The sequence below is a fragment of the Streptomyces sp. NPDC127068 genome (assembly GCF_042724695.1).
Lineage (GTDB): Bacteria > Actinomycetota > Actinomycetes > Streptomycetales > Streptomycetaceae > Streptomyces.
Map to the genome: position 1 here is coordinate 1 of NZ_JBHXEN010000022.1, position 26,238 is coordinate 26,238.

Sequence of the window (26,238 nt, forward strand, 5' to 3'; positions counted from 1 at the left end):
CGGTGGGGGGCCCCCCGGCCGCGGCCCCCCACTTGGTGTTCGCCCCCGGGCCCGGTGGGCGCCCCCCCCCCCAGGGGTGGGGGCCCTCACACGGTCACGGGCGGGACGCCTCCGGGAAACCCCGCAGACGCCCCGGCCGAACCGCTGGACTACCGGCTGGACTACCGGGCTGCCGGACTACTGGGCCGAGCGGAACGCGAGGACCACGTTGTGTCCGCCGAAGCCGAACGAGTCGTTCAGCGCGGCGATCGTGCCCGCGGGCAGCGCCCGCGCCTCACCACGGACCACGTCCGCGTCCACCTCGGGGTCCAGGTTGTCGAGGTTGATCGTCGGCGGGGCGATCCGGTGGTACAGCGCCAGGATCGACGCCACCGTCTCCACACCGCCCGCGCCGCCCAGCAGATGGCCCGTCATCGACTTCGTCGCCGAGATCGCCATGTGGTCGACGTCGTCGCCGTACACCTTGCGCAACGCCTTCACCTCCGCCACGTCACCCTGCGGCGTCGACGTCGCGTGCGCGTTCACGTGCACGATCTCCGCCGGCTTCAGGTCCGTCGCGTCCATCAGGTTGTGCAGCGCCTGCGCGATGCCCTTGCCCGAGGGCTCCGGCTGGGTGATGTGGTGCGCGTCCGCCGAGATGCCCTGACCGATGGCCTCCGCGTAGATCCGGGCACCCCGGGCCTTCGCGTGCTCCGCCGACTCCAGGACGATCACGCCCGCGCCCTCGCCCATCACGAAGCCGTTGCGGGCCTCGTCGTAGGGGCGCGAGGCCCCCGCCGGGTCGTCGTTGTTCTTCGACATCGCCATCATGTTGCCGAACGCCACGATCGGCAGCGGATGGATCGCCGCCTCCGTGCCGCCCGCCACCACGACGTCCGCACGACCCGTACGGATCATCTCGATGGCGTAGCCGATGGCCTCCGCGCCCGAAGCACACGCCGACACCGGAGTGTGCACCCCGGCCCGGGCGCCCATTTCGATTCCCACGTTCGCCGAGGGGGAGTTCGGCATCAGCATCGGCACCGTGTGCGGAGACACCCGACGCACGCCCTTCTCCTTCAGTACGTCGTACTGGTCGAGAAGGGTCGTCACCCCGCCGATGCCCGACGCGATCACCGCGCCCAGCCGGTCCGGGTCCACCGAGGCGTCCTCACCGGCCCGCGCGGTGAAGCCGGCGTCCCGCCACGCCTCCTGGGCCGCGACCAGCGCGAACTGCGCCGAACGGTCCAGCTTGCGGGCCTGGGGGCGGGGAAGCACCTCACCGGGCTCCACGGCCACCCGAGCGGCGATGCGGACCGGCAGGTCCGTCGCCCACTCCTCTTCGAGCAGCCGGACACCGGAACGGCCGTTCACCAGGCCGTCCCAGGTCGAGGCCACGTCGCCACCCAGCGGTGTGGTTGCGCCGATACCGGTGACGACCACGGTGCGATTGGTCGAGCTCACAGGAATTCTTTCTCCACGGTTACGAGGGATTCAGCGGCGCCACCGCCGGGTGGCGGCAGGCATACCGGGCCTGCGATCAGCCCTGGTGCTTCAGGATGTACTCGGTCGCGTCACCGACCGTCTTGAGGTTCTTGACGTCCTCGTCGGGGATCTTCACGTCGAACCGCTCCTCAGCGGCGACGACGACCTCGACCATGGACAGCGAGTCGACGTCGAGGTCGTCGGTGAAGGACTTGTCCAGCTGGACGTCCTCGGTGGGGATGCCGGCGATCTCGTTCACGATCTCGGCGAGACCAGCGACGATCTCTTCCTGAGTGGCGGCCATGTTGGCGCTCCTTCTTGTCACTAACAGAGGTGGGTCAGCTTCCGGACGGACCCGAAGATCCGGCACGGATGCCTAGGGGAGAGTAACGACCGTGGCGGCGTACACGAGACCCGCCCCGAATCCGATGACGAGCGCGGTGTCACCGCTCTTCGCCTCACCGGTCGCCAGGAGCCGCTCCATCGCGAGCGGAATCGAGGCTGCCGATGTGTTGCCGGTGGTCTCCACATCGCGGGCGACCGTCACGTGCTCCGGCAGTTTGAGGGTCTTCACCATCGAATCGATGATCCGCATGTTGGCCTGGTGCGGAATGAAGACGTCCAGGTCGTCCGCGGTGATCCCGGCGGCGTCCAGCGCCTGCTGGGCCACCTTCGCCATCTCGAACACGGCCCAGCGGAACACCGCTTGGCCCTCCTGCGTGATCGCGGGAAACTTCTCGACCGTGCCGTCACGGTAGTCCGTCCACGGCACCGTCTGCTTGATGGTCTCCGACTTGTCGCCCTCGGAGCCCCACACGGTCGGGCCGATCGCCGGTTCCTTCGACGGGCCCACGACCACCGCGCCGGCCCCGTCACCGAACAGGAACGCCGTCGCCCGGTCCGACAGGTCCGTCAGATCGCTCAGCCGTTCCACGCCGATCACCAGGACGTACTCGGCGCTGCCGTCGACGACCATGCCGCGGGCCAGCGTCAGCCCGTAGCCGAAGCCCGCGCAACCCGCCGAGATGTCGAACGCCGCGGCCTCGTGCGTACCGAGCCGGTCCGCGATCTCCGTGGCCACCGCCGGCGTCTGCTTGAAGTGCGACACCGTCGACACCACGACCGCGCCGATCTGCCCCGGAGTGATCCCCGCGTCCGCGATCGCCTTCCCCGAAGCCTCCAGGGACATCGCCGACACGGTCTCCTGGTCGTTCGCCCAGTGCCGGGTGGCGATCCCGGACCGCGAACGGATCCACTCGTCGGACGAGTCGATCGTCTCCAGGATCACTTCGTTCGGCACGATCCGCGTCGGACGGTAGCCGCCGACCCCGAGGATGCGCGCGTACGCGGCACCCCTACCGGTCTTGATCTTCGCCATGCTCTCCGGACTCTCCTTCTCAGGCTCGGGCTCAGGCCGTCTGCCCGGCGTGCTCGGCGATCAGCGCACGAGCGGCGTCGAGATCGTCGGGGGTCTTCAGCGCCAGCGTCGGCACACCCGGCAGGGCCCGCTTCGCGAGTCCCGTCAGTGTCCCACCGGGGCACACCTCCACCAGCGCGGTCACGCCGCGCTCCTTGAACGTCTCCATGCACAGGTCCCAGCGCACCGGATTCGCGACCTGACCGACCAGCCGGTCCAGCACCTCGGCACCCGACTCCACCACCCGGCCGTCCCGGTTGGACACGTACGCCACCGCGGGGTCCGCGGGCGCCAGCTCCCGGGCGGCCTCACCCAGGGCGTCCACCGCCGGGGCCATGTGCCGGGTGTGGAACGCGCCCGCCACCTTCAGCGGCACCACGCGGCGCACCCCCTCCGGCTTGTCCTGAGCCAGCGCGGTGAGTTCCTCGGCAGTGCCGGCCGCAACGATCTGACCGGCCCCGTTCACGTTCGCCGGGGTCAGCCCCAGCCGCTCCAGGTGCGGCACCACGATCTCCGGGTCACCGCCGAGCAGCGCCGCCATCCCGGTGTCCGTCACCGCGGCGGCTTCCGCCATCGCCAGCCCGCGGACCCGCACCAACCGCAGCGCGGCCACCGGGTCCAGTACTCCTGCGAACACGGCGGCGGTGATCTCGCCGACGCTGTGACCGGCGACGACGTCCGCCGTCACCCCCGCGAGGGCCGCCGGGACCGGAGTGTCGGAGCCCGTGGCGAAGCCGTCACCGTTGGGGAGCGACACCAAGGCGTCAGGGCCCGCGAGGGCCGCCGCCGACAGGATTCCGGTAGCCACCAGCAGCGGCTGCGCGACCGCCGTGTCACGGATCGCGTCCGCGTCGGCCTGCGTACCGTAGTGCAGCAGGTCGAGATCGATGGCCTTCGACCAGGCGGCCACCCGATCGGTGGCACCGGGCAGGTCGAGCCAGGGGGTCAGGAAGCCGGGCGTCTGCGCGCCTTGGCCGGGAGCGACGAGTACGAGCACACTCACACTCTCTCTTGTGGAGGGTGGAACCCGCCCGTGGGGACAGGGACGAAGAACCGAGGGGGGAATTGTAGGCCCCCTACAAGACCGGCTAAGTCGGGACATCCCCATCGGCGAGCCGTCCGAGGATCAGGGCGATCCGCAGAGTGAACGCCGACCGCACGTCAGAGGGTGACCAACCGGTGACGTCAGTCACACGTCGGAGCCGGTAGCGCACGGTGTTCGGGTGCACGAACAGCATCCGCGCCGCACCCTCCAGACTGCTCGCCTGTTCCAGATAGACACTCAGCGTTTCGAGCAACGCCGAGCCGGCCTCCTCCAACGGTCTGTAGATCTCCTCCACCAGCTGATCACGCGCTGACGGGTCCGACGCGATGGCGCGCTCCGGGAGGAGGTCGTCGGCCAGCACCGGACGCGGCGCGTCCTGCCACGCCCCGCACGCCTTCAGCCCCGCCGCCGCCGCCTGGGCGGAACGGGTGGCCGCCAGCAGGTCCGGCACGATCGGCCCCGCCACCACGGGACCCGCCGCGAAGGGTCCGATCAGCGACTTCGCCACCTGCAAAGGGTTGTCGCTACCGCCGGCGATCACCACCAGCCGGTCCCCGAGCACCCCCGTCAGCACCTGGAGCTTCGCGTGGCGCGCCGCCCGACGGATGGCCTCCACCGTCAGCTCGCTGTCCCCGTCCGGTGCCGTCCCCAACACCACGCACACATGGTCCGGGGCGTTCCAGCCCAGCGCCGCGGCCCGACTCACCGCGCCCTCGTCGGCCTCGCCCGACAGCACCGCGTTCACCACCAGCGACTCCAGCCGGGCGTCCCACGCGCCCCGGGCCTCCGCCGCCTGCGCGTAGACCTGTGCCGTCGCGAAGGCGATCTCCCGCGCGTAGACGAGCAGCGCCTCGCGCAGCACCGACTCGTCGCCCGGCGCCGCGACCTCGTCGATCGCGGACTCCATCACCTCGATCGTCGTCCGCACCATCTCCACGGTCTGGCGCAGGGTGATCGCCCGCGTGAGTTCGCGCGGGGCCGTGCCGAACACGTCCGTCGAGATCGCCTGCGGTGCGTCGGGGTGGCGGAACCACTCCGTGAACGCCGCGATGCCGGCCTGGGCGACGAGGCCGATCCAGGAACGGTTCTCCGGGGGCATCGCCCGGTACCAGGACAGCGTCTCGTCCATCCGCGCGATGGCCTGCGCGGCGAGGCTGCCGGAGGACTGCTCCAGACGCCGGAGGGTGCCCGCATGGGGGTGGGCCCGGGTGCGGCCCCGCGGGCGGCCGGCCGAGGAACTGTCCTCGGTGGGTCCGCGGCGGGCGGGGTGCTCGGCGGCGTCGGGCCAGTCGGGGTCCTCGTCGGGTCCGAGGTTCCCCGGGACACCGTTGCCCGGGGCGGCGTGGGCAAGCCCGCCGTGGGTGGGGCTGCCGTGGGTGGGGTCGGACGCGCCGGACTCCGGTGTGCGTGGTCCACTCCGGCTCGCCCCGCGCGGCGAACCGGAGACGGAATCGCGCGATGCGCCGGGGGCTGCGGGGTCGGTCTTACCGACTTCGGGTTCGGACACGGGGACAAGACTGCCTTATCAGGACGGCCGAACGTATCGCCGGGGCCGAGCAGCCGACCGAGCAGCCGACCGAGCAGCCGGCCGACCGGCCGACCGGACGGCACACCTGACAGGCGGCGGGGCGGCCGGGTGGCTGGGCTGACCGTGGCGTGCACGTCGTGGCGCGGGCCCGGCCTTCCGGTGCCCCGTCGTGACAGGGCCCGGGGACGTGGTCAGGCACGACCCCGGGGTGCGCGCCGGTCCGCTGCCCACACCCGTCCATGCGTCGGGCCGCCCCGGCCGTTCGGGCAGTGCCTTCAGGCCCGCCGCGAGCCCGCCGACCGAACGAAGGGCCCCACCCCGGCACCGTCGCCCCGACCGGGGCGACTACCGTGTGGGGTGTGATCAACGTGCGCCGCGCCGCTGAGCGCTACCCCGGAGGCGACCCCGCGGCGGGCATCGAGTCCCGGCACGCGTTCTCCTTCGGGCCCCACTACGACCCCGACAACCTCCGCTTCGGGTCGGTCATCGCCTGCAACGAGGAACGACTCGCCCCCGGTGCCGGCTTCGACGAGCACCCCCACAGCCACACCGAGATCATCACCTGGGTCGTCGAGGGCGAACTGACCCACAGCGACTCGCAGGGCCACGCCTCCCTCGTCCGCGCCGGCGACGTCCAGCACCTCAGCTCCGCGAGCGGCGTTCGGCACGTCGAACGCAACGACGGTACGGACCCGCTGGTCTTCGTCCAGATGTGGCTCGCCCCCGTCGCCCCGGCCGGCGAACCCCGCTACGAGATCGTCCGTGGCATCGCCGACTCCACCCCGTACGCCGTTCCCGAGGCTGCCGCCACGCTCCATGTGCGTCGCCTCGCTGCGGCCGAGCGCGCGGTGGTTCCCGACGCCGCGTACGTGTACATCCACGTGGTCCGCGGTGAACTCCGGCTGTCGTCTTCCGTTGCCGAGGGAACCGCGTCCGCCGACCGTCCCGGCGTCCCGGCGTCCGGCGAACTCCTCGGACCCGGTGACGCGGCCCGGCTCACCGAGCCCGAGGGTTGGGAACTCAGGGCGGTCACCCCCGCTGACGCCCTCGTCTGGGAGATGACCCGTCCCTGACCGCTTCCCGTCCCTGACCGCTTCCTGCCCCTGACTCTCCGCCGCCCCCTGACCCCGGTCCCCGGTCCGTCACTCCCGTGGTGGGTGCGCACCCGGAAGGGGCCGTTGCGGTGCGATCAGAGTTCGGCGAGCACCGCATCGGTCAGCTCGGGCCACACCTCCACGGCCCACGGTCCGAACGCCCGGTCCGTGAGCGCGACGCAGGCCGCCCCGGTGCCCCGGCCGTCCGCCCATCGCGCATCCGGGTCCACCCACAGGAACGTACCCGCCTGCCCGAAGTGCCCGAACGTCCGCGGTGACGACGCACTACCCGTCCAATGCGGTGACTTGGCGTCCCGGACCTCGAACCCGAGCCCCCAGTCGTTCGGGTTCTGGTGCCCGTACCCCGGCAGCACCCCCTTCGTCCCCGGGTACTGCACGGTCATCGCCTCCGCCACCGTTCGCGGATCGAGCAACCTGGGCGCCTGCACCTCCGCCGCGAACCGCACCAGGTCGTCGACCGTCGACACCCCGTCCTTCGCTGCCGAGCCGTCACCCCCCAACGTGGTGCCCACCATCCCCAACGGCTCCAGTACCGCCTGCCTCAGATACTCCCCGAACGGCATCTCGGCTGCCTTCGCCACGTGATCGGCCAGCACCTCGAAGCCTGCGTTCGAGTAGAGCCGCCTTACCCCGGGCTCCGCCACCACCTTGTGCTCGTCGAACGCCAGCCCACTGGTGTGAGCGAGCAGGTGCCGCACCGTGGCGCCGGCCGGCCCCGCGGGCTCGTCCAGCTCCACCGCACCTTCCTCGTACGCCACGAGGACCGCGTACGCCGTCAACGGCTTGGTCACCGAGGCCAGCGCGAACCGGTGACCGGTGGCGCCGAAGGTCCCCGCCAACTCGCCGTTCGACCGCACCACGGCTCCCGCGGCAGCCGGCACCGGCCACCCTTCCATCAACCCAAGGCTCTGCATCCGTCGAGCCTATCCACCCTGTGGGCCACCCCTCTCGGCTGCCCTCGCCTGCCCTCCTCCCGCCCCTCACGGGCTCCCGCACGCCTCCCGTTCCGTCCGGTGCTTGCTTGGAGTGCACTCCAAGGTCCTAGCGTTGAGGGCATGACGGTGACGGACACGGTGACCCAGACCTCTCTCGCCCCCACTCCCGGGTGGATCGGCTCGGACGGTTCCTCCGGCTCTTCCGGCTCCCTGGACGGCACGGCCCCCGTCCGTTCGGCGGGTGCCGGCCCGGCAGGCGCCGCGGTGACGGACCCGGCCGACCTGAACGGCGCGACGGATTCGATCGCCCCGACCACGGATGCGGGACGTTCCTGTACCGCTGATCCCGCCCCGCACCCCCGCCCCGACGGGCAGGACCTCTACACCATCAGCGAGGTCGCCGCCTTCACGGGCCTCTCCGCCCACACCCTGCGCTGGTACGAGCGGATCGGCCTGATGCCGCACATCGACCGCTCCCACGCCGGCCAACGTCGCTACCGCAACCAGGATCTGGACTGGCTCGACCTGGTCGGCAAGCTCCGCCTCACCGGCATGCCGGTCGCCGACATGGTCCGCTTCTCCGAACTCGTCCGCGGCGGAGACGAGACCTTCCCCGAGCGTCGACTGCTCTTGGAAGCAACCCGCCGTGAGGTCCTGGCCCGCATCGCCGAACTCCACGGCACCCTCGCCGTCCTCAATCACAAGATCGACTACTACGCCTCCGCTTCTTCCGCTTCCCCCACCTCCTCCGTCTCCGAAGGGACCCCCTCCCGATGACTCCCCTGACCACCACCCGTCTCGGCACCCACGGCCCCGTGGTCGGCGCCCAAGGGCTCGGCTGCATGGGCATGAGCTTCGCCTACGGGCCCACCGACGCCCAGGAAGCCCGGGCGACCCTGGAACGCGCCCTGGAACTCGGCGTCACCTTCTACGACACCGCGGACGTCTACGGCGACGGGGACAACGAACGCTTCCTCGCCCCCTTCCTCAAGGCCCACCGCGACGACATCCTCGTCGCCACGAAGTTCGCCCTGTCGATCAACCCCGACGATCCGACCGGGCGGCGCGTCAACAACGACCCCTCCTACATTCGTGCCGCCGTCGACGCGAGCCTCCAGCGTCTCGGCACCGACTCCATCGACCTCTACTACATGCACCGCCGCGACCCGGCCGTCCCGATCGAGGAGTCGGTCGGCGCCATGGCCGAACTCGTCCAGGCCGGCAAGGTCAAACACCTCGGGCTCAGTGAGGTCACCGGCTCGGAACTCAGGGCGGCCCACGCCGTCCACCCGATAGCCGCCCTACAGTCCGAGTGGTCCCTGTTCAGCAGGGACATCGAACAGGGCGTCGTCCCCACCGCCGCGGACCTCGGTGTCGCCCTCGTGCCCTACTCGCCCCTGGGCCGCGGTTTCCTCACGGGTTCCTTCGTGAACGCCGACAGCGACCTCAGCGCTCAGGACTTCCGCCGTCTGCAACCTCGCTTCACCGGGAGCAACGCCACCGCCAACGCCGGCCTCCTGGACCCGATTCGCGCTGTCGCCGAGGTCCATGACGTCACACCCGCACAGATCGCCCTCGCCTGGGTCCACCAGCGGGCCGATGTGCACGGCCTGTCCGTGATCCCCATTCCCGGCACCCGCTCCCGCCACCGGGTCGAGGAGAACACCGCCGCGACCGGTGTCACGCTCACCGCTGAGGAACTGTCCCTCCTGGAGCCCATCGCCGCCCGGGTCTCGGGCGACCGCTACGCCGATATGTCCTTCACCTCGGCGAACCGCGCGTAACGGTTCGCGCCTCGGTCTCGGCCGCTGGAGGGTCGCGCTGCTTCCGGGCTCGGCTCGGTCGGACATCAGCCCCACCCCGGGGCGAGGGCCACGTCCCTGCTGCGAACGGCCCCGTCGGCGCTCCTCTGCCGAATCTACCCACTCCGCGTCCGGTCATCGGAAGGCCTTCCGCCCTACCAGAAGCTCTGATCACCGTGCCTCGCCGTCTGCCGGAGGGTGCCCGGCGACCGTGCCGCTTCCCGTGGCGATCTCGGCGAACGCCCGCAGGGACTCCGTGTGCGGAGCGAAGTAGCCCGTGTGCCCCTTCACCTGCCCGGTGGGAACGCGCAGTGCTCCGAAGGCGGGGTCAACCGGATCCCTGCCGTGGCCGAGCCCGAGGAACTCGACGTTCGGCACCTTCCTGATCCAGTCGCTGTCGTCCCTCGCGGCCCAGACCCGAGCGCGGGTCCGCAAGTCGGCGACGCTACTGGCCCGCAGCCCGGGCGAACCCAACACGACCAACTCCGAGGCGGCCAGCCCCGAAGCGGCCAGCCCACAGACCACCGAGCCGTAGCTGTGGCAGAAGACGACGGGTCTCGGGGCGCCGTCCACGGTGGGGAGCGCGGTCACGAAGCGGTTCAGCCGCGGCGCTCCCGCTGCCGCGAGCCGTGCGGTGGCCGCGTCCGGGCCGAGACCCGTCGGGGTGGTGTAGCCGACCCAGGCGATCACCGCGATGTCGTCGCCCGCAGCCCGGTGCAGCGACCGTGCCATTCCGGAGGGCGTGCTGTACGCGTCGCGGCTCCGGTCGAACGTGCTCAGGTCGTTGTCGGAGCCCGGCACGATCACCGAGACGTGGCGGGCCCTGCCGAGGTCTCCGTGGACCTCCGCCAGCTGTCCGCGTCCTCGCGGGTCGAATGCCAGGATCTGCCGCCCGGGCGTGAGCAGAGCGGAGTACCGGGCCGCGAGTTCCCTCGCCCGCGCTCTGTCGGCTGGTGGGACAGCCGGGTCCACGGACCGCGCCCGCTGTTCCGAGTACCCGAGCCGCAGAGCACGGGCGTTCGCCTCGTACCGCAGGGAGACCGGCGCACCATCGAGGTTCCCCACCACTCCGGGGTGTCGTCTCGCCAGCGCTCTGGCCTTGGCCTCGCTGAGCGAAGCGAAGAACTCCGTCGCTGTGGAGGGCGGGTCCCTGACCGGGTCGGGCAGTGGCATGCCGGATACTCGGTCGGCCCGCCATGCGGTGGTGCCCGGAGGCGGCCCCGTGAGGGGGACCTGTCCCTTCTCCAGGGTCCACCCCACCGTGCCCGCCATGGCCGTGAGGACGAGCACGGCCGCCACCAGGACCCGCCACTCGCGGTGCTGACGCAGCGTCCGCGCCAGACGCGAGGCGCGGGCCGGTCGAACCGTACCGGGCTTCCCCCAGCGCATCGGTATCACCCGTGAAACCAGCCGACTCCCAGGCCGTGTAGGTGACTTCACACTCATCTCGTTGTCCCTTCGTCCGACTGCCTGACGAGGGGAAAGGTACGAAGGTGAGAACGGACGACACATCACACTGCGGTGCCAAGCCTTGCCTCATACCGGGGTATGAGGCCGCCGTACCCCGGTACGGCGCGGCAGCACTTGAGCCCGCTGGGCCCACTGCCGCACCGCGCTGACGTGCCGGACTGCGACTCTTCGGAGAATCTTCGGACTACGACTCTCCGGGCGTGACGAGCCCGGACTCGTAGGCGAAGACCACGGCCTGTGCCCTGTCCCGCAGGTTCAGTTTGGCCAGCACCCGGCCGATGTGGGTCTTGACCGTTTGTTCGGCGAGCACGAGACGTCCCGCGATCTCCTGGTTGGACAGCCCCCGCGCGATCAGACCCAGCACCTCGGTCTCGCGCGGGGTCAAACCGTTCAGTGCGAGCGAGCGCTCCCTGCGGGAGCTGGTCTTCCGCTCCGCGAACTCGGCGATCAGCTTGCGTGTCACCGAGGGGGCGAGCAGGGCGTCGCCGCCGGCCACGATCCGCACGGCGGAGATGAGGTCGGCGGGCGGTGCGTCCTTGAGGAGGAAGCCCGAGGCCCCGGCGCGCAGTGCCTCGAAGATGTAGTCGTCCGCGTCGAAGGTCGTGAGCATGAGCACTTTGGGCCGGTGCACCACGCCGGGAGGCGGGTCCAGGAGGGCGCGGGTGGCCGTCAGACCGTCCATCTCGGGCATGCGGACGTCCATGAGGACGAGGTCCGGGTGGGCGGTGCGGCTGAGGGTGACGCCGTCCCTGCCGTTCGGGGCCTCGCCCACGACGTCGATATCGCTCTGCGCTGCCAGGAGTGCGGCGAACCCCGCTCTGACCATGGCCTGGTCGTCGACGATGATCACGCGGATGGCCATGTGCGGCGGGGCTCCTCGGGGTTGGCGGCGGACGCCGACGAATGCTCCGGCGGCGAGGCAGTGGTGCCGCGGGGCTCGGCGACGGGCAGACGAGCGGCCACGCGGAAGCCGCCGTCGGGCAGGGGACCGACGTCGAGCGTGCCGCCCACCAATCTGACGCGTTCCGCCATGCCCGTGAGCCCGTGCCCTGTCGAGCCGAGCTCCAGCGGTACGGCTCGCCGGGGCGCGGGTCGGTTCACGACGACGACGGTCAGATGGTCACCGTCAGTGGAGATGAGCACCTCGGTGCGTGCCCCGGGCGCGTGCCGCACGACGTTGGCCAGCGCTTCCTGCACGATGCGGTACGCGGACAACTCGACGACCGGCGAGAGTCGCGTCAGGAACTTGACGAGGGTGATCTCAGGCAGCGACAACACGACCGGAACGCCCGCGCGCACGGTCGCGTCGGCCAGCTGCCGCAGTCGGTCGAGGCCGGGTTGGGGAACTCGCTCACCTGCCGCGTCCTCGCTGCGCAGGACGGAAAGGAGCCGTCGCATTTCGACCAGGGACTCGCGTGCTCCGGCCGCGATCGACTCGAACTCCCGCACCGTTTCCGCGGAAAGATCCGGCAATCGGTAGGCGGCGGAGTCGGCCTGCACGGTGATCACCGACATGTGGTGGGCGACCACATCGTGCAACTCGCGGGCGATCCGGGCCCGTTCCTCCAGGAGGGTGCGCTGGAAACGCTCCGCCTCGTTGATGGTCTCCTGCTCCGCGAGTCTGCGCTGTGCTTCCCGACGTTCCTTCACCAGGGTCCCGAGGACCAGGACCCCGCCGCTGAGGGCGATCGTCACGGCGCTCGTGCTGTGGCTGCCGGGGGAGTTGTACGCGGTGAGCACCGCGGTCGCGGCGAGGGTCGCCAGCCAGACGGCGCCGAGCGTGCGTCGACCCTCCCGCTGGGACAGCGCGAGGCAGAGGGCGAGGTAGCCGATGATGATCGTGGGCGTCCAGGGCGCCGGTCTGGACTCGGTCGAGCCGATCGCCGCCACTGCACCGGTCACGTCCGCGACCGCGATGATCCCCCACGCACGCAGGGGCCGGGTCACGGCGAGGAGGAGGGGACCGGCCTGTGCCACCGCGAGGAGGGTGGCGAGCCCGATGCCGATGGAGTAGTGGTTGGTGAGGAGGTGGGCGGTGACCGGCAGCAGGATCGCCACCAGGGCGAGCGCGACGAGATGGGGTAACCGTCGGACCCATGCGCGGGGCGAGTCCGCCAGGAGCGCTCGGGGGCGTTTCGGGGGAGCGGTGAGCAGGGAACTGGCGTGGCGCAGCCCGTCCATGACGAGGACAACGGACCGTCGCCCGGGTGCGGGCCCCGGCCCGTGCCCTGATGGTTGGGGGGACGTGGGTGTGGTGCTCATGTCCCGTTCAGCGTAGGCAAGGGCGGACGACCGTGCCGTCATACCGAGGGGCTGGAACCCCTCTCATACCCAGGTATGAGAGGGAGGAGGACCAGCAGCGCGGTCAGAGCTCGGCGAGCAATTCGGCCTTCTTGGAGAGGAACTCCTCGTCGGTGATGAGACCGGCCTGGTGCAGTTCGCCGAGATGCCGGATGCGGTCGGCGATGTCAGCGGGGTCCCTGCGGCCCGACGGGGAGTGCTGAGCGGGCACCGACCCCACCGGTCCCGCCGAGCGCACGGCAGCCAGGACCGAGGCGGCGAACGGCAAGGACTCGTGAACGGGTCCGTACCCGAGGCCGAACACGACCGCGGCGGGGTCCTGGTCGGCCTGCGCAGGCGGCCGGGGCTCATCGCGGCGCAGGAGTCGTAGGTGGCCTTCGAAGAGTTCGGGGGAACGCCATTCGACGCCACTGAGGTCGGCCACCGCGAACTTCTGGTCGCCGGCCTTCCACTTGGTCGAGGACGCACCCGTCCACGACCAGCGGTACGAGACGGCCGTTCCGTCGAAGGCCGCCTTGCCGTCGTACGCCTTGAACGTGAGGGGCGGTGCGGGAGGGGCCACCAGGTAGCGGCCGGTGGGAGGGACGGGGCTGTCGCGTGCGATGAGCGGGCGCAGTTCGTCGGCGTAGTACTCGGCGAGCGTTGCTCGCTCCACCGGGAGCACCAGTCGGTAGGGGTCGGAGGCCTCCTTCAATTGCCCGGCGGCCGCGTCCATCAGCGGGTCGGCCCCGGGGCGGGGCACGGCGTGCAGGACGACGGTGCCGCGTCTACCCGGGGTCAACGTGACCGCGGTGATCGCCTCGTGGGGGACACGGCGCTCGACGAGTGCCTGGAAGAGTTTGGGCGTGCGTATCCCCCGTTCGAAGCGGATGTGCACGGAGTCGGACGCGAACTCCCAAGCGGCGTGAAATCCGGCCAGTACATCACCCATGCGGGTCATCGTATGCGGCACGGACGTCCCCGTCCCGCCTGCGACGAGCCGCAGTTCACCCGATTTCTACGCGCGTCAGACCTTCGCGGCCGAGGACAGACCACTTCTGCAACTGTCATCCCGATCGGCACAGCGCAGCCCCAGGAAGGCGCCCACGCCGATCTCCGCGAAGTTGCTGAGACTCTCGGTTCCGGGTTCGAAGTAGCCCGTATGACCGTCCGCGCCGCTCGCGGACAACAGCCTCGCTCCGAAGGCCCGGGAGAAGGGGTCGGCGCCGTGTCCGATGCCGCCCAGTTCGAGGTGGGGCACGTCTTCGATCCAGTCGTCGCCATCGCGCGTGGCCCAGATCCGGGCGCGGGTGTCGAGGTGGGACGCCCGGTCGGCGCGCATTCCCGGGCTGCCGGCGACGGCGATGTCCGTCACGCGGGAGGGCAGGGCCGGCGCGGCGACGCCGCACAGCACGGAACCGTAACTGTGGCAGTAGAGGGCGACCTCCGCCCTGCCGGGGAGCCCGCGCACCATCGCGTTGAGTCGGATCGCACCGCTCCTGGCCCGTATCGCCGTGGCGGCCTCGACGCCGAGCCCTTCGGGGGCGGTGTAGTCGGCCCAGGCGATCACCGCGGTACGGGTCCCGGGTGCTGCGGCGCGTTCGGCGTCGTACAGGGCTCGGGCCATGCCCAAGGGCGTCGAGTGCGCCCGGTCGGGCCGTTCGAAGGTCACCAGGCTGGTGTCGACGCCCGGGACGATGACCGAGACGCGCTGCGCGTGGGCGAGGTCGCCGAGGACTTCCGCGATCCGCCCGGAACCGGTCGGGTCGAAGGCGAGTACGCGGCGGTCGGGGTGCAGGAAGGCCGCGTAGCGTTGCATCCGACGTGCCGCCTGGCGCTGGCCCTCGGGTGAGAGGCGGTCGTCGCGCACACGACGCGACTCCGCTTCGCGGGCGGCGTCCAGGGCGGTGCGGTTGGCCCGGTAGCGCAGGGTGAGCGGGGCGCCGTTCATGTTGCCGACCACGAGCGGGTGGCGGTCGGCCAACCGGTCGCGTTGGTCGCTGGTGAGCGAGGCGAAGAAGCGGGCGAGCTGCCGCGGAGACGTCTGGGGGTCGGGCAGTTCCCGCCCCTGGACGTGTCCGTCCTCCCAGGCAGCCAGAGCGGCCTTGAGCGGTGCACCACCGTCGCGTCGACTGTTGTGGGCCGTCCAGCCGGTGGTCGCCAGCATGATGAAGACGACACCCAGGGCGACCAGGGCGCGCCAGACGTCGAGTTGGGGGGATGCATCGGAAGAAGTCACTGCGGGACACCCTAGGAGACGCCCACACCCTCCTGGGCAATGCGTGACACGGATCACGTTTCCCCGGGTGGAACGCTGGTACGGGGTGGTCTCGTGAAGAGCGTGGATCACCTTCCTGGCCGGGGGCGTGGGTCCCCACGTGCGGAGATCCCGCGGCTCGACACGCGTGGCGGCCTGCCTGCGCGTGTCGGACGCGGACACCTGTTGACGCCGTCGAGGGCCCGCGGGCAGGACGGTGCACGGTGCCGCGGTGCGCTACTCGGCGGCTGTGCCGTGCCGGTCCGCCGTCAGTGCGCGAGCCGCCACGTCCAGGTGGCGCCGGGTGAGAGCCCTGACGGGCGATGTCGGTGTCCTGGCCCGCGGTCCAGAGCCGGCCCGTGAAGGGCGTGACGTCGCCGAACGCCGCGACCGCCGCCCGCGTACGGCGGTGGTCCGCCGTGACGAGGCACTCGCGCCCGGCGATCGGCCGTGCGATCTTCTCCTCCGTCTCGCCGAAGCGGCCTAAGCGTCTCGCCGCGGGCAGGCGCCGAATCGATCATCCGGTACGTGCGCATGCGGAGAGTGAGGGGCGTCGTGGAGCGATGTTCTCCCCCGTCCGACGGGATGGCGCCGGCCTCGAAGCCTGACGGTGTGCTGCCGAACGGCTGGACGGCGTCGAGTTGCCGCTGCTCGGCCCTGAGGGACTCGACCCCATGGCCGCGGCTGCCCGAGCGGGTGCCGCACCGGTGACTCCGGACGCCCCCGCGTGCGTCGCCGTGACGCTCACCGAGGCCGCTCCCCTCCGGAACGGGCCTCGCCCGTCTCGTCGCCCCGGGCGTCAGGTTCGTTGTGGGCTTCGTGGTGCTGTCGATCGGATGGGGCGCCAACGCGGAGACCGGCCGCGGCGCGGTGCGCATCCGACGCCGGCGCACCTCCAACGTCCCACCCCTGACGACGTGTTGGGCCACTCGGCTGCGGGGGCGAACACGTGGCTCCGGCCTCCGGAAAACGGTCATCAACATCTGGGACGCCCCAACAGTTCCCGAGCGGTGGGGATTTCGCCTGTCCGGGTGGCACATGCCCGGAGGGCTTCCTTCCGCTCCCCGCGACCGACGATGGTTGCACCAAGTGATCAGTCCAACACGGGGGATGAACCACATGCGCTCCACCCTGCTCAGGTCCACCACGCTCGCGGTCGCCACCGTCGCCGTGCTCCTCGGCCCCGCTCACGCGGGCACCACCAGCGTGTCGACCGCCCGTCCCGCGAATCCGCCGGACCGCGTGGTGACCCAGCAACAGGCCGTTCCGAGCACCCAGCCCCGATCTGCCGCAGCGGCCACCGCCACGACGCTCGGCCGCTGCGGACCGGGCGAGCTGTGCCTGTGGGCGAAGTCCGACTTCAAGGGCACCCGGCTCGCCTACGAACTGTCCGAGATCGACATCGAGAGTTGCGTCGCGCTGCCGGCGGGGGGCAGCGCGCAGGCTCTCGCCAACCGACTCGGACGCCCCGTCACCACCTACCAGTCCGCCACGTGTGAAGAGACCGGAGAGTTCGACACCTACCCCGGGAACGGCACCTGGACCCCGCAGTCACCTCACCGCATCAGAGCGTTCAAGGTCTGGGAGAACTGACGGTCGGGGCTGCTGGCCGTACAGCTGGCCATCGGTACGGACGTCCGGACTCCCTACGGTCCCGGATCCCACCCCGGACCGTAGGGCGACCGAGCTACGCACCCCTGCCCGGCTCTCGTGGGGCACAGGAGGCAAGGGAGCCCTGCCCGCTGACCCGGTCCCCCCGCGCGAAAGAGCCTAGGCGTCGCCCCCGGCCGCACCCGGGTCGGCGGCAGTCACGTCCAACAGCTGGTACCGGTCGATCGCCTGCTTGAGGACCGACCGGTCCACCTCGCCCTCCCGTGCCAACTCGGTGAGCACGGCCACCACGATCGACTGCGCGTCGATGTGGAAGTAACGCCGTGCCGCACCCCGGGTGTCCGCGAAGCCGAATCCATCGGCCCCCAACGACTGGTAGGTACCCGGCACCCAGCGCGCGATCTGGTCGGGAACGGATCGCATCCAGTCGGACACCGCGACGAACGGACCTTCGGCACCCGACAGCTTCCGCGTCACGTACGGCACCAACTGCTCTTCCTGAGGATGCAGCAGGTTGTGCCGCTCCACCTCGACCGCCTCCCGGCGGAGTTCGTTCCAGGAGGTCGCCGACCACACATCGGCCTTCACCTCCCACTCCTCGGCGAGGATCCGCTGGGCCTCCAACGCCCAGGGCACGGCAACGCCTGACGCCATGATCTGGGCCGGCAGCGAACCGCGGTCACCCGCCTTCAACCGGTACACACCCCGCAGGATGCCGTCGACATCGACGTTCTCCGGCTCGGTCGGGTGCTGGATCGGCTCGTTGTAGACGGTGAGGTAGTAGAAGACGTCCTCACCGGGCGAACCGTCCTCGGTCTCGCCGTACATCCTGCGCAGACCGTCCCGCACGATGTGGGCGATCTCGTACGCGTAGGCCGGGTCGTAGGCCACGCAACCCGGGTTGGTGGAGGCGAGCAACTGCGAGTGACCGTCAGCGTGTTGGAGGCCCTCGCCGGTCAGGGTCGTGCGCCCGGCGGTGGCCCCCAGGACGAACCCGCGTGCCAACTGGTCGGCCATCTGCCAGAACTGGTCACCAGTGCGCTGGAAACCGAACATCGAGTAGAAGACGTACACCGGGATGAGGGGTTCGCCATGAGTGGCGTAGGCCGAACCCGCGGCGATGAGCGAGGCCGTGCAGCCCGCTTCGGAGATACCGTCATGCAGCATCTGCCCCGTGGGCGACTCCTTGTAGGCGAGGAGCAGGTCCCTGTCCACCGACTCGTACTGCTGACCGAGCGGATTGTAGATCTTGGCGCTCGGGAAGAAGGAGTCCATACCGAACGTGCGGTACTCGTCCGGAGCGATCAGGACGAACCGCCTCCCGATCTCCTTGTCCCGCATGAGGTCCTTGAGCAGCCGCACGAAGGCCATGGTGGTGGCGATCGACTGCTGACCGGACCCCTTCTTGCCGCTCGCGTAGGCCTTGTCGTCGGGCAGCGCCAGGGGCTTCGCCCGCACCACCCGCGACGGTACGTACCCACCGAGCGCCGTGCGGCGGTCGTGCATGTACTGGATCTCTTCCGAGTCGCGGCCCGGGTGGTAGTAAGGCGGCAGACCGTCGTCGAGTTGCCGGTCGCTGATCGGCAGGTGCAGCCGGTCGCGGAAACCCTTCAGGTCGTCGACGGTGAGCTTCTTCATCTGGTGGGTCGCGTTGCGGCCCTCGAAATTGGGGCCCAGCGTCCATCCCTTGACCGTCTGCGCCAGGATCACCGTGGGCTGACCCTTGTGGGCCTTCGCCGCGGAGAAGGCGGCGTAGATCTTCCGGTGGTCGTGGCCGCCCCGGCCCAGATGCAGGATCTGGTCGTCGGTCATGCTGGCGACCATCGCACGCAGCCGGTGGTCGTCACCGAAGAAGTGGTCCCGGATGTACGCCCCCGTCTCCGTGGCGTACGTCTGGAACTGCCCGTCGGGGGTGGTGTTCAACCGGTTCACCAGGATGCCGTCCCGGTCCTGGGCCAGCAGCGGGTCCCACGAGCGGTCCCAGACCAGTTTCACGACGTTCCAGCCGGCTCCCCGGAACTGGGACTCCAACTCCTGGATGATCTTGCCGTTGCCCCGGACTGGCCCGTCAAGCCGCTGGAGGTTGCAGTTGATCACGAAGGTCAGGTTGTCCAGCCCCTCGCGAGCGGCGATGGACAACTGGCCCAGCGACTCCGGCTCGTCCATCTCGCCGTCACCGAGGAAGGCCCACACGTGAGAGGACGAGGTGTCCGCGATGCCCCGGGCCTCGATGTACCTGTTCATGCGGGCCTGGAAGATCGCGCCGAGCGGTCCCAGCCCCATCGAGACCGTCGGGAACTCCCAGAAGTCCGGCATCAGCCGCGGGTGCGGATAGCTGGGCAGCCCGTCCGGGGCCTTCGACCGCTCTTGGCGGAACGCGTCGAGTTGGCGTTCGGAAAGTCGGTCGAGGAGGAACGCCCGTGCGTAGATCCCCGGCGAAGCGTGGCCCTGGAAGAAGATCTGGTCGCCGCCGTCGCCCTCGTCCTTGCCCCGGAAGAAGTGGTTGAAGCCCACGTCGTAGAGGGAGGCCGACGAAGCGAAGGTGGCGATGTGCCCGCCGACACCGATCCCCGGGCGCTGGGCCCGCGACACCATCACCGCGGCGTTCCAACGAGTGGCGTTGAGGACCCTGCGCTCGATCTCCTCGTTGCCCGGGAAGAACGGTTCGTCCTTGGTGGCGATGGTGTTGACGTAGTCCGTGCTGCGCATCTCGGGCACGGCCACGCGCTTCTCGCGCGCCCGTTCGATGAGGCGGAGCATCAGGTAGCGGGCCCGTTCGCGACCCCGCTCGTCGATGGCGGCGTCGAGCGAGTCGAGCCACTCCTGGGTCTCTTCGGGATCGAAATCGGGGACCTGACTCGGAAGGCCGCCAATGATGATCGGGTTGCGATCGAATCCGGAAGCCACGCTGTTCCTTCGCTGTCCGGTGGCACGGTCGTGGGACTTGCCACTTCTGGTGGGTGCGCCGTCTCCCATCGTGTACCTCGGGGTGGGAAACGTCATTCGTACCGAGAGGTAACCGGAACCTCGACTCGGCAAATGGGGCATGTTCTTCCAAAATGTAACGATACGCCCACGTTGTGTCAGTCGATCCGGGCCGTTCGCCGGTGCCGTGTCCGTTCGGCCCTCGTGTGCCCGTATGGTTTGTCCGTGACGGACGGGCTGCGGGTGGTCGACCTCTGCCCGTTCCCTGGCCCCCCGCTTCTGGAGCTTCGCCGCGCCCCTCGGTACTTCTCGGGAATTCTTCGAGGCTCCACCTACCCGGACTCCGGTTCGCGAAGCGGGCGAATAGGGCACACTGTCGTGGTGTGTGTCACTGATTGCCGCGATTTCGTATCGGAAGTTGCGGTGACACGGTCGGGAACGTCACCGTTTCGGCGGTCTCGGCGGCCGGGTACTTGCGCGATCCGCCCCGCCCGTGTGGACTACGGCCAACGCCCCGCGCTGGCGCGAGGCCATCAGGACAACATCCGAACATGATCAGGAGGCAAACGGTGAGCGCGACCGCGGACCACGCGGAGGAGCGGACGAACCCTGCCGCCAGGCTGGGGTTCCAGCCCGGGCAGGTGGTCCAGGAGATCGGCTACGACGACGATGTCGATCAGGAACTCCGCGAGGCCATTGAGGAGACCATCGGCAGCGACCTCGTCGACGAGGAGTACGACGATGTCGCCGATGTCGTAGTGCTGTGGTTCCGCGAGGACGACGGCGATCTGACGGACGCGCTGGTCGATGCCATTGGGCTGATCGACGACGGCGGCCAGGTCTGGCTGCTGACGCCCAAGACCGGCCGGGACAGCTACGTCGAACCGAGCGACATCAACGAGTCCGCGCAGACCGCGGGTCTTTCCCAGACCAAGAGCATCAGCGTGGCCAAGGACTGGACAGGGAGCCGCCTGGTCACGCCGAAGGCCGCAGCAAAGAAGCGCTGACACTGCGTTCCCGTGGGGGATCAACGCCCCACGGGAGCCCTACGCACTCCAGCGTGTGTCCCCGTCGACCCGGTCGGCGGGGACTTCGTCGCTCCCGGACCGCTCCCGGATGGCTCCCGAGGCGTGCCGGCGGGGCTCCGAGCGCCCCTGGCAGCGCGTCGAGGCTGTTCCGGGCCGTCCCGGTGGGGTCGTGAGTGGCGCACGGCGCCGCGGGGCCGCGCCGTGCGGCACCACGTACCCGGGCCCGGCCCGGCCGGCTCGCAGGATGGACGCTGCTCCCGTTCCGGCGCGTTCTCCCCTGCCACAGACCTGAGCCTTCGCGCTGCGTAGGGTGGTGGCCACCACCCGAACAGCCCCGCGAAGGGAATGCGTGACCATGGCGATTGAGGTCGGCACCAAGGCCCCGGACTTCGAACTCAGGAACCAGCACGGCGAGACCGTGCGCCTGTCCGACTTCCGCGGTGAGAAGAACGTCGTCCTGCTCTTCTACCCGTTCGCCTTCACCGGGGTGTGCACGGGTGAGCTGTGCGCACTGCGCGACGAACTGCCGAAGTTCGTCAACGACGACGTCCAGCTGCTCGCGGTCTCCAACGACTCCCCGTTCAGCCTTCGCGTCTTCGCCGAGCAGGAGGGCCTCGAGTACCCGCTGCTGTCCGACTTCTGGCCGCACGGTGAGGCCTCGCGCGCGTACGGCGTCTTCGACGAGGGCAAGGGTTGCGCGGTCCGCGGCACCTTCGTCATCGACAAGGAGGGCGTCGTGCGCTGGACGATCGTGAACGGCCTGCCGGACGCCCGGGACCTGAACGACTACGTGAAGGCCCTCGACACCCTGTGATTCTTCGGGACCAACCCCTGCGGAGCACGGGAACCCGTCACTAGGATCGAAACGTTGATCCGATACCAGAGCACGACGGGGCTCCCCGCCCCTAGACACCATTGGGAGGACTTGTGGGAGTCAGCCTCAGCAAGGGCGGCAACGTATCGCTGACCAAGGAGGCGCCCGGCCTCACCGCGGTCGTGATCGGGCTGGGCTGGGACGTCCGCACCACCACGGGTACGGACTTCGACCTGGACGCCAGCGCCATCCTGACCAACACGGAGGGCAAGGTCACCAGCGACCAGAACTTCGTCTTCTTCAACAACCTGAAGAGTCAGGACGGCTCGGTCGAGCACACCGGTGACAACCTCACCGGTGAGGGCGAAGGCGACGACGAGCAGATCAAGGTGAACCTGGCCGCAGTCCCCGCGGACGTGGCCCGGGTCGTCTTCCCGGTCTCCATCTACGACGCCGAGAGCCGCCAGCAGTCCTTCGGGCAGGTCCGCAACGCGTTCATCCGGGTGGTGAACCAGGCGAACAACCAGGAGATCGCCCGTTACGACCTCTCCGAGGACGCCTCCACCGAGACCGCGATGGTCTTCGGCGAGCTGTACCGCAACGGTGCGGAGTGGAAGTTCCGCGCCATCGGCCAGGGCTACGCCTCGGGCCTGCGCGGCATCGCGCAGGACTTCGGCGTCAACGTCTGAGTCGGAGCACGACCGCCCGGTGCGACGCCCGTGTGGCGTCGCACCGAGTCGGGCAGGACAACAGCCCCCGGTCGGGGGCCCGGGGGGAGCACGGCACGGCCGTGTGTCTGTCCGTCCCCGGGATGGCGCTGCATCACCTCGGGGAGGACGACGAACATGGGTGTCACGCTTGCCAAGGGGGGCAATGTCTCCCTATCCAAGGCCGCACCGAACCTCACACAGATCCTGGTCGGCCTCGGGTGGGACGCACGTTCCACCACGGGAGCCCCGTTCGATCTCGATGCCAGTGCGCTGCTGTGCAATGCGGGCCGCATCCTCGGCGACGAGTGGTTCGTCTTCTACAACAACCTGGCCAGCCCGGACGGCTCTGTGACGCACACCGGAGACAACCTGACGGGTGAGGGCGACGGCGACGACGAGTCCTTGGTGATCGACCTCTCCCTGGTACCGGTGGCTTGCGAGAAGATCGTCTTTCCGGTCTCCATCCACGAGGCGGACGCCCGGGGACAGACCTTCGGCCAGGTCAACAACGCATTCATCCGTGTCGTGAATCAGGCGGACGGTCAGGAACTCGCCCGCTACGACCTGTCGGAGGACGCCTCCACCGAAACGGCGATGATCTTCGGCGAGGTCTACCGTTACGGAAGTGAATGGAAGTTCCGCGCGGTGGGGCAGGGGTACGCATCGGGTTTGAGGGGCATCGCTCTAGACTTCGGGGTCAGTGTTTCGTGAAGCTGGGCCCGGTGCGGGGGTGACCTCCTGCCGGACTCCTACCGGGGGACCCCCGTGACAGGAATGGGTAGCCAGTGATTCTCAAAACCTTCGGTTGGTCGTTCGCGGTCACCGCGCTCGGTCTGGTCGCGGCCTTGCTGTACGGGGGATGGGTCGGCTTCGGTGTCGTCGCCATACTCTCCATCTTGGAAATCTCGCTGTCCTTCGACAATGCGGTGGTCAACGCCGGAATCCTGAAGAAGATGAACGCCTTCTGGCAGCGCATCTTCCTCACCATCGGCATCCTGATCGCCGTTTTCGGTATGCGACTGGTTTTCCCGGTGGTGATCGTCGCCGTCAGTGCCGGGCTCGGCCCGATCGAAGCGGTCGACCTCGCGCTCACCGAGAAGGACCGTTACGAGGAACTCGTCACTGACGCCCATGCCTCCATCGCCGCCTTCGGCGGCATGTTCCTGCTCATGATCTTCCTCGACTTCGTCTTCGAGGAGCGGGACATCAAGTGGCTGCGCTGGATCGAGCGCCCGCTCGCCAGGCTCGGCAAGGTCGAGATGCTGTCGGTCTGCCTCGCCCTGATCGTGCTCCTGGTCAGTGCGATTGCCCTCGCACCGCAGGCCCACCAGCACGGCGGCACCCATGCCGACAAGACGGAGACGGTGCTGCTCTCCGGTATCGCCGGACTCATCACCTACCTCGTCGTCGGTGGTCTCTCCGGGTTCTTCGAGGGCAGGCTCGAAGAACAGGAGGAGCGCGAACACGAGGCCGAGGAGACCGCCAAGCGCAGCGGCAAGCCCGTGGTGCTGATGGCGGGCAAGGCCGCGTTCTTCATGTTCCTGTACCTGGAGGTGTTGGACGCCTCCTTCTCCTTCGACGGGGTGATCAGCGCCTTCGCGATCACCAACGACATCGTGCTCATGGCGCTCGGCCTCGGTATCGGCGCGATGTACGTCCGGTCCCTCACGGTCTACCTGGTCCGTGAGGGCACCCTCGACGACTACGTCTACTTGGAGCACGGCGCGCACTACGCGATCGGCGCACTCGCCGCGATCCTGTTGATCACCATTCGGTACGAGGTCAACGAGGTCATCACCGGGCTCGTGGGCGTGGTCCTGATCGGCTGGTCGTTCTGGTCGTCGGTCCGTCGCAACCGTGCCCTCGCAGCGGCCGGCGGCGGGTCCGAGAACTCGGACGGCAAGCCGAAGATCACCTCCAAGGCATGAGCACCGACTGATGTGACCGGTTCGAGGGTGTGACCGGGCTCGCCACGAGGAACGCTCTCAGCGGGGCGGCCGTGGGACATGGTTCCCACGGCCGCCCCGCTACGTACGCAAGGAAGCCCGGGCCGACACCGCCGGGCCCGGGGATATCAGGGCATTGGGGGGCTGCATGTCCTTCTGGGACAGTCTGTGGCGCGGGCGCTCGGCGGACTTCGAGTCCGGGAGCTCAGCGACCAACTCCATCGAACTCACCAAGCGGAACCCGTCGGTCTCGCTCACCAAGCAGGGGGCGGCCACCGGGAACCTGCGCGTCAACCTGTCCTGGCGGATGCGCACCTCCGACATAGGGGGCCCGGACCGCGGCGGGCTGCTGAGCAACCCGTTCAGGATGTTCAAACCCGAAGCCGTCCAGGCCCACACCCAGAGCATGGTCAACGTCGACCTCGACCTCGGCTGCCTGTACGAGCTGGCGGACGGGTCCAAGGGCGTGGTCCAACCCCTGGGCGGCTTCTTCGGGGACCTCAACGGCTCCCCGTACGTGAAACTGAGCGGCGACGACCGCTTCGGCTCCGGCACCGGCGAGACGATCTTCATCAACCTCGACCAGCGCGAAGCGATCAAGCGGCTCCTGATCTTCGTCTACATCTACGACCAGACGCCCGCCTTCGACCGCACCCACGCCATCGTCACCCTCTACCCGAGCAGCGGCCCCCGCATCGAGATCAGCCTCGACGAGCGCGCCCCGCAGGCCCGCTCCTGCGCGGTGTTCTCGTTGGAGAACGTCAAGGACCAGCTGATCGTCCGGCGGGAGGTGAAGTTCGTGTACGGCTTCCAGGCGGAACTCGACCGGCTGTACGGCTGGGGACTCCAATGGGGCCGCGGGTACAAGTCCAAGGCTGACCGCTGAGCCCACGCCCCCGGGCCGCCCGCGTCCGCCGGGGACAGGAGGCCGACGGCCAGGTCGCCATCGGGTCAGCGGGGCTGGAACTGCGGGCCCTGGGGCGGCAGCCGGAAACTCGGGTCCGGCACCGCGGAGACCGGCTGCGGATAGCCGTAGGAGGGCTGCTGCGCGCCGCTGGGCTGCCCCGACACGGGGTGCGGGTATCCGTACGCGGGCTGGGCCGCCGGGCTGCCCTCCGGCAGCGGGGGATAGCCGTACGCGGGCTGGGTGACCGGCTCCTGCGGGGCGGGCGGGGGCGCCGACGGCTGGGGGGACGTCGGCAGCGGCTGTTCCGACGCGCCGCCGCCGCTCTCCGCCGTCGACTCGTCCACGGAGATCCCGAAGTCCGTCGCCAGTCCGACCAGGCCGTTCGAGTAGCCGTCGCCGACGGCCCGGAACTTCCACCCGTCGCCGCGTCGGTACAGCTCACCGCAGATCAGAGCCGTTTCGGCACCCGTCTCGGGCGTGATGTCGAAGTACGCGAGCGGCTCGTCGTCCGCGGCGCCCGCGTCGTGCACCTGGATGCGCAGGGACCGCACCCGGTGGAAGGGCACGTCGTCCGCCGACGCCACCAGGAGGACCCGGTCGACCTCGCTCGGCAGACCCCTCAGATCCGTCTGGATCGTGTCGGCGAGCCCCTCCGACACCCGCTTCTTCCCGAGCCGCCACACCTTGCCCGAAGGGTGTCGGGGCTGGTTGTAGAAGACGAAGTCCTCGTCGGACCGCACCCGGCCGTCGGGTCCGAGGAGCAGCGCGGAGACGTCGACGTCCGGGACGTCCTGCCCGGTGGCCCACCGCAGCACGGCACGGACCGCCGCGGCTTCGAGCGGGACGTTCGACCCCTTCAGCATCGCGTGCGTCATACGGCCATCCTGCCCTCCCGGTCGCCGCCAGGACAATGCGGGTGCCGTGCTGCACGGTGAGGTCAAGGAGCGCGACCATGAGGGCGACATGCTTCGCTTACCAGGATTT

At 69.8% G+C, this 26,238-nt stretch carries 23 protein-coding genes; 10 read left to right on the forward strand and 13 right to left on the reverse strand.

What is annotated here, in order from left to right; genetic code table 11:
* Positions 1-177: 177 nt before the first annotated feature.
* The 5 genes from fabF to fasR form a co-directional block, all read right to left on the reverse strand.
* Entirely contained in the window at positions 178-1,443 is a 1,266-nt protein-coding gene (gene fabF, locus ACFWIA_RS15855; RefSeq protein WP_387004738.1) for a beta-ketoacyl-ACP synthase II, read from the reverse strand.
* Between the two features lie 76 nt (positions 1,444-1,519).
* A complete protein-coding gene (locus tag ACFWIA_RS15860) occupies positions 1,520-1,768 on the reverse strand; it encodes an acyl carrier protein (protein WP_210875806.1) in 249 nt (82 codons plus the stop codon).
* Between the two features lie 72 nt (positions 1,769-1,840).
* A complete protein-coding gene (locus ACFWIA_RS15865; protein ID WP_387004741.1) occupies positions 1,841-2,842 on the reverse strand; it encodes a ketoacyl-ACP synthase III in 1,002 nt (333 codons plus the stop codon).
* A 31-nt stretch (positions 2,843-2,873) separates the two neighbouring features.
* Positions 2,874-3,878, reverse strand: coding sequence for an ACP S-malonyltransferase (locus tag ACFWIA_RS15870; protein ID WP_387004967.1), 1,005 nt, complete (start codon positions 3,876-3,878; stop codon positions 2,874-2,876).
* A 91-nt stretch (positions 3,879-3,969) separates the two neighbouring features.
* A complete protein-coding gene (gene fasR / locus ACFWIA_RS15875; protein ID WP_387004969.1) occupies positions 3,970-5,100 on the reverse strand; it encodes a fatty acid biosynthesis transcriptional regulator FasR in 1,131 nt (376 codons plus the stop codon).
* A 716-nt stretch (positions 5,101-5,816) separates the two neighbouring features.
* Here fasR and ACFWIA_RS15880 point away from each other — a divergent pair.
* Positions 5,817-6,527: a pirin family protein gene (locus tag ACFWIA_RS15880; RefSeq protein ID WP_387004972.1), complete on the forward strand. Its 711-nt coding sequence runs from the start codon at positions 5,817-5,819 to the stop codon at positions 6,525-6,527.
* Between the two features lie 116 nt (positions 6,528-6,643).
* Here ACFWIA_RS15880 and ACFWIA_RS15885 read toward each other — a convergent pair whose 3' ends face one another.
* The gene (locus ACFWIA_RS15885) at positions 6,644-7,483 is read right to left on the reverse strand and encodes a serine hydrolase domain-containing protein (protein ID WP_387004743.1); all 840 of its coding nucleotides are present in this window, start codon (positions 7,481-7,483) and stop codon (positions 6,644-6,646) included.
* A 324-nt stretch (positions 7,484-7,807) separates the two neighbouring features.
* On the opposite strand from ACFWIA_RS15885, the gene ACFWIA_RS15890 reads away from it, so the two are divergent.
* Entirely contained in the window at positions 7,808-8,281 is a 474-nt protein-coding gene (locus tag ACFWIA_RS15890) for a MerR family transcriptional regulator (RefSeq protein WP_387004975.1), read from the forward strand.
* On the forward strand, positions 8,278-9,288 hold the full coding sequence (locus ACFWIA_RS15895; RefSeq protein WP_387004745.1) for an aldo/keto reductase: 1,011 nt from the start codon (positions 8,278-8,280) through the stop codon (positions 9,286-9,288). The genes ACFWIA_RS15890 and ACFWIA_RS15895 overlap by 4 nt, the downstream gene beginning before the upstream one ends.
* Before the next feature lie 189 nt (positions 9,289-9,477).
* On the opposite strand, the gene ACFWIA_RS15900 is transcribed toward ACFWIA_RS15895, so the two are convergent.
* The 5 genes from ACFWIA_RS15900 to ACFWIA_RS15920 form a co-directional block, all read right to left on the reverse strand.
* Positions 9,478-10,695 carry an alpha/beta hydrolase gene (locus ACFWIA_RS15900; RefSeq protein WP_387004748.1) on the reverse strand — a complete coding sequence of 406 codons (1,218 nt, stop codon included), beginning with the start codon at positions 10,693-10,695 and terminating at the stop codon, positions 9,478-9,480.
* Positions 10,696-10,960: 265 nt separating this feature from the next.
* Positions 10,961-11,638, reverse strand: a complete 678-nt coding sequence (locus tag ACFWIA_RS15905; protein ID WP_387004750.1) for a response regulator — start codon at positions 11,636-11,638, stop codon at positions 10,961-10,963.
* Positions 11,623-13,038 (reverse strand): sensor histidine kinase, encoded by a 1,416-nt coding sequence (locus ACFWIA_RS15910; RefSeq protein WP_387004753.1) that lies wholly within the window; start codon positions 13,036-13,038, stop codon positions 11,623-11,625. The genes ACFWIA_RS15905 and ACFWIA_RS15910 overlap by 16 nt, the downstream gene beginning before the upstream one ends.
* Positions 13,039-13,141: 103 nt before the next feature.
* Positions 13,142-14,008: a DUF4429 domain-containing protein gene (locus ACFWIA_RS15915; RefSeq protein ID WP_387004756.1), complete on the reverse strand. Its 867-nt coding sequence runs from the start codon at positions 14,006-14,008 to the stop codon at positions 13,142-13,144.
* A gap of 75 nt (positions 14,009-14,083) precedes the next feature.
* Positions 14,084-15,295 carry an alpha/beta hydrolase gene (locus tag ACFWIA_RS15920; protein ID WP_387004758.1) on the reverse strand — a complete coding sequence of 404 codons (1,212 nt, stop codon included), beginning with the start codon at positions 15,293-15,295 and terminating at the stop codon, positions 14,084-14,086.
* 1,137 nt (positions 15,296-16,432) lie between these two features.
* Between ACFWIA_RS15920 and ACFWIA_RS15925 the strand changes: the two genes are divergently transcribed.
* Positions 16,433-16,906, forward strand: a complete 474-nt coding sequence (locus tag ACFWIA_RS15925; protein WP_387004761.1) for a peptidase inhibitor family I36 protein — start codon at positions 16,433-16,435, stop codon at positions 16,904-16,906.
* A gap of 177 nt (positions 16,907-17,083) precedes the next feature.
* Here ACFWIA_RS15925 and aceE read toward each other — a convergent pair whose 3' ends face one another.
* Positions 17,084-19,831 (reverse strand): pyruvate dehydrogenase (acetyl-transferring), homodimeric type, encoded by a 2,748-nt coding sequence (gene aceE, locus ACFWIA_RS15930; RefSeq protein WP_387004764.1) that lies wholly within the window; start codon positions 19,829-19,831, stop codon positions 17,084-17,086.
* Between the two features lie 587 nt (positions 19,832-20,418).
* Here aceE and ACFWIA_RS15935 point away from each other — a divergent pair.
* The 6 genes from ACFWIA_RS15935 to ACFWIA_RS15960 all read left to right on the forward strand — a co-directional run bounded on the left by ACFWIA_RS15935 (position 20,419) and on the right by ACFWIA_RS15960 (position 25,233).
* Positions 20,419-20,856 carry a DUF3052 domain-containing protein gene (locus ACFWIA_RS15935; protein ID WP_385488027.1) on the forward strand — a complete coding sequence of 146 codons (438 nt, stop codon included), beginning with the start codon at positions 20,419-20,421 and terminating at the stop codon, positions 20,854-20,856.
* 376 nt (positions 20,857-21,232) lie between these two features.
* Positions 21,233-21,691 carry a peroxiredoxin gene (locus tag ACFWIA_RS15940; RefSeq protein ID WP_385487917.1) on the forward strand — a complete coding sequence of 153 codons (459 nt, stop codon included), beginning with the start codon at positions 21,233-21,235 and terminating at the stop codon, positions 21,689-21,691.
* A 113-nt stretch (positions 21,692-21,804) separates the two neighbouring features.
* Entirely contained in the window at positions 21,805-22,380 is a 576-nt protein-coding gene (locus ACFWIA_RS15945) for a TerD family protein (protein ID WP_387004767.1), read from the forward strand.
* 156 nt (positions 22,381-22,536) lie between these two features.
* Positions 22,537-23,112 (forward strand): TerD family protein, encoded by a 576-nt coding sequence (locus tag ACFWIA_RS15950; protein WP_387004770.1) that lies wholly within the window; start codon positions 22,537-22,539, stop codon positions 23,110-23,112.
* A gap of 74 nt (positions 23,113-23,186) precedes the next feature.
* On the forward strand, positions 23,187-24,329 hold the full coding sequence (locus ACFWIA_RS15955) for a DUF475 domain-containing protein (RefSeq protein ID WP_387004773.1): 1,143 nt from the start codon (positions 23,187-23,189) through the stop codon (positions 24,327-24,329).
* Positions 24,330-24,495: 166 nt separating this feature from the next.
* Positions 24,496-25,233 (forward strand): Tellurium resistance, encoded by a 738-nt coding sequence (locus ACFWIA_RS15960; RefSeq protein ID WP_387004776.1) that lies wholly within the window; start codon positions 24,496-24,498, stop codon positions 25,231-25,233.
* A gap of 65 nt (positions 25,234-25,298) precedes the next feature.
* On the opposite strand, the gene ACFWIA_RS15965 is transcribed toward ACFWIA_RS15960, so the two are convergent.
* On the reverse strand, positions 25,299-26,129 hold the full coding sequence (locus ACFWIA_RS15965) for a TerD family protein (protein ID WP_387004778.1): 831 nt from the start codon (positions 26,127-26,129) through the stop codon (positions 25,299-25,301).
* Positions 26,130-26,238 lie beyond the last annotated feature (109 nt).

Excerpts from the sequence above, each read along its gene's own strand:
- ACFWIA_RS15860 (WP_210875806.1), bottom strand. The coding sequence starts at position 1,768 with ATGGCCGCCACTCAGGAAGAGATCGTCGCTGGTCTCGCCGAGATCGTG.
- ACFWIA_RS15865 (WP_387004741.1), bottom strand. The coding sequence starts at position 2,842 with ATGGCGAAGATCAAGACCGGTAGGGGTGCCGCGTACGCGCGCATCCTC.
- ACFWIA_RS15885 (WP_387004743.1), bottom strand. The coding sequence starts at position 7,483 with ATGCAGAGCCTTGGGTTGATGGAAGGGTGGCCGGTGCCGGCTGCCGCG.
- ACFWIA_RS15895 (WP_387004745.1), top strand. The coding sequence starts at position 8,278 with ATGACTCCCCTGACCACCACCCGTCTCGGCACCCACGGCCCCGTGGTC.
- ACFWIA_RS15900 (WP_387004748.1), bottom strand. The coding sequence starts at position 10,695 with ATGCGCTGGGGGAAGCCCGGTACGGTTCGACCGGCCCGCGCCTCGCGT.
- ACFWIA_RS15905 (WP_387004750.1), bottom strand. The coding sequence starts at position 11,638 with ATGGCCATCCGCGTGATCATCGTCGACGACCAGGCCATGGTCAGAGCG.
- ACFWIA_RS15910 (WP_387004753.1), bottom strand. The coding sequence starts at position 13,038 with ATGAGCACCACACCCACGTCCCCCCAACCATCAGGGCACGGGCCGGGG.
- ACFWIA_RS15915 (WP_387004756.1), bottom strand. The coding sequence starts at position 14,008 with ATGGGTGATGTACTGGCCGGATTTCACGCCGCTTGGGAGTTCGCGTCC.
- ACFWIA_RS15925 (WP_387004761.1), top strand. The coding sequence starts at position 16,433 with ATGCGCTCCACCCTGCTCAGGTCCACCACGCTCGCGGTCGCCACCGTC.
- ACFWIA_RS15940 (WP_385487917.1), top strand. The coding sequence starts at position 21,233 with ATGGCGATTGAGGTCGGCACCAAGGCCCCGGACTTCGAACTCAGGAAC.
- ACFWIA_RS15950 (WP_387004770.1), top strand. The coding sequence starts at position 22,537 with ATGGGTGTCACGCTTGCCAAGGGGGGCAATGTCTCCCTATCCAAGGCC.
- ACFWIA_RS15960 (WP_387004776.1), top strand. The coding sequence starts at position 24,496 with ATGTCCTTCTGGGACAGTCTGTGGCGCGGGCGCTCGGCGGACTTCGAG.
- ACFWIA_RS15965 (WP_387004778.1), bottom strand. The coding sequence starts at position 26,129 with ATGACGCACGCGATGCTGAAGGGGTCGAACGTCCCGCTCGAAGCCGCG.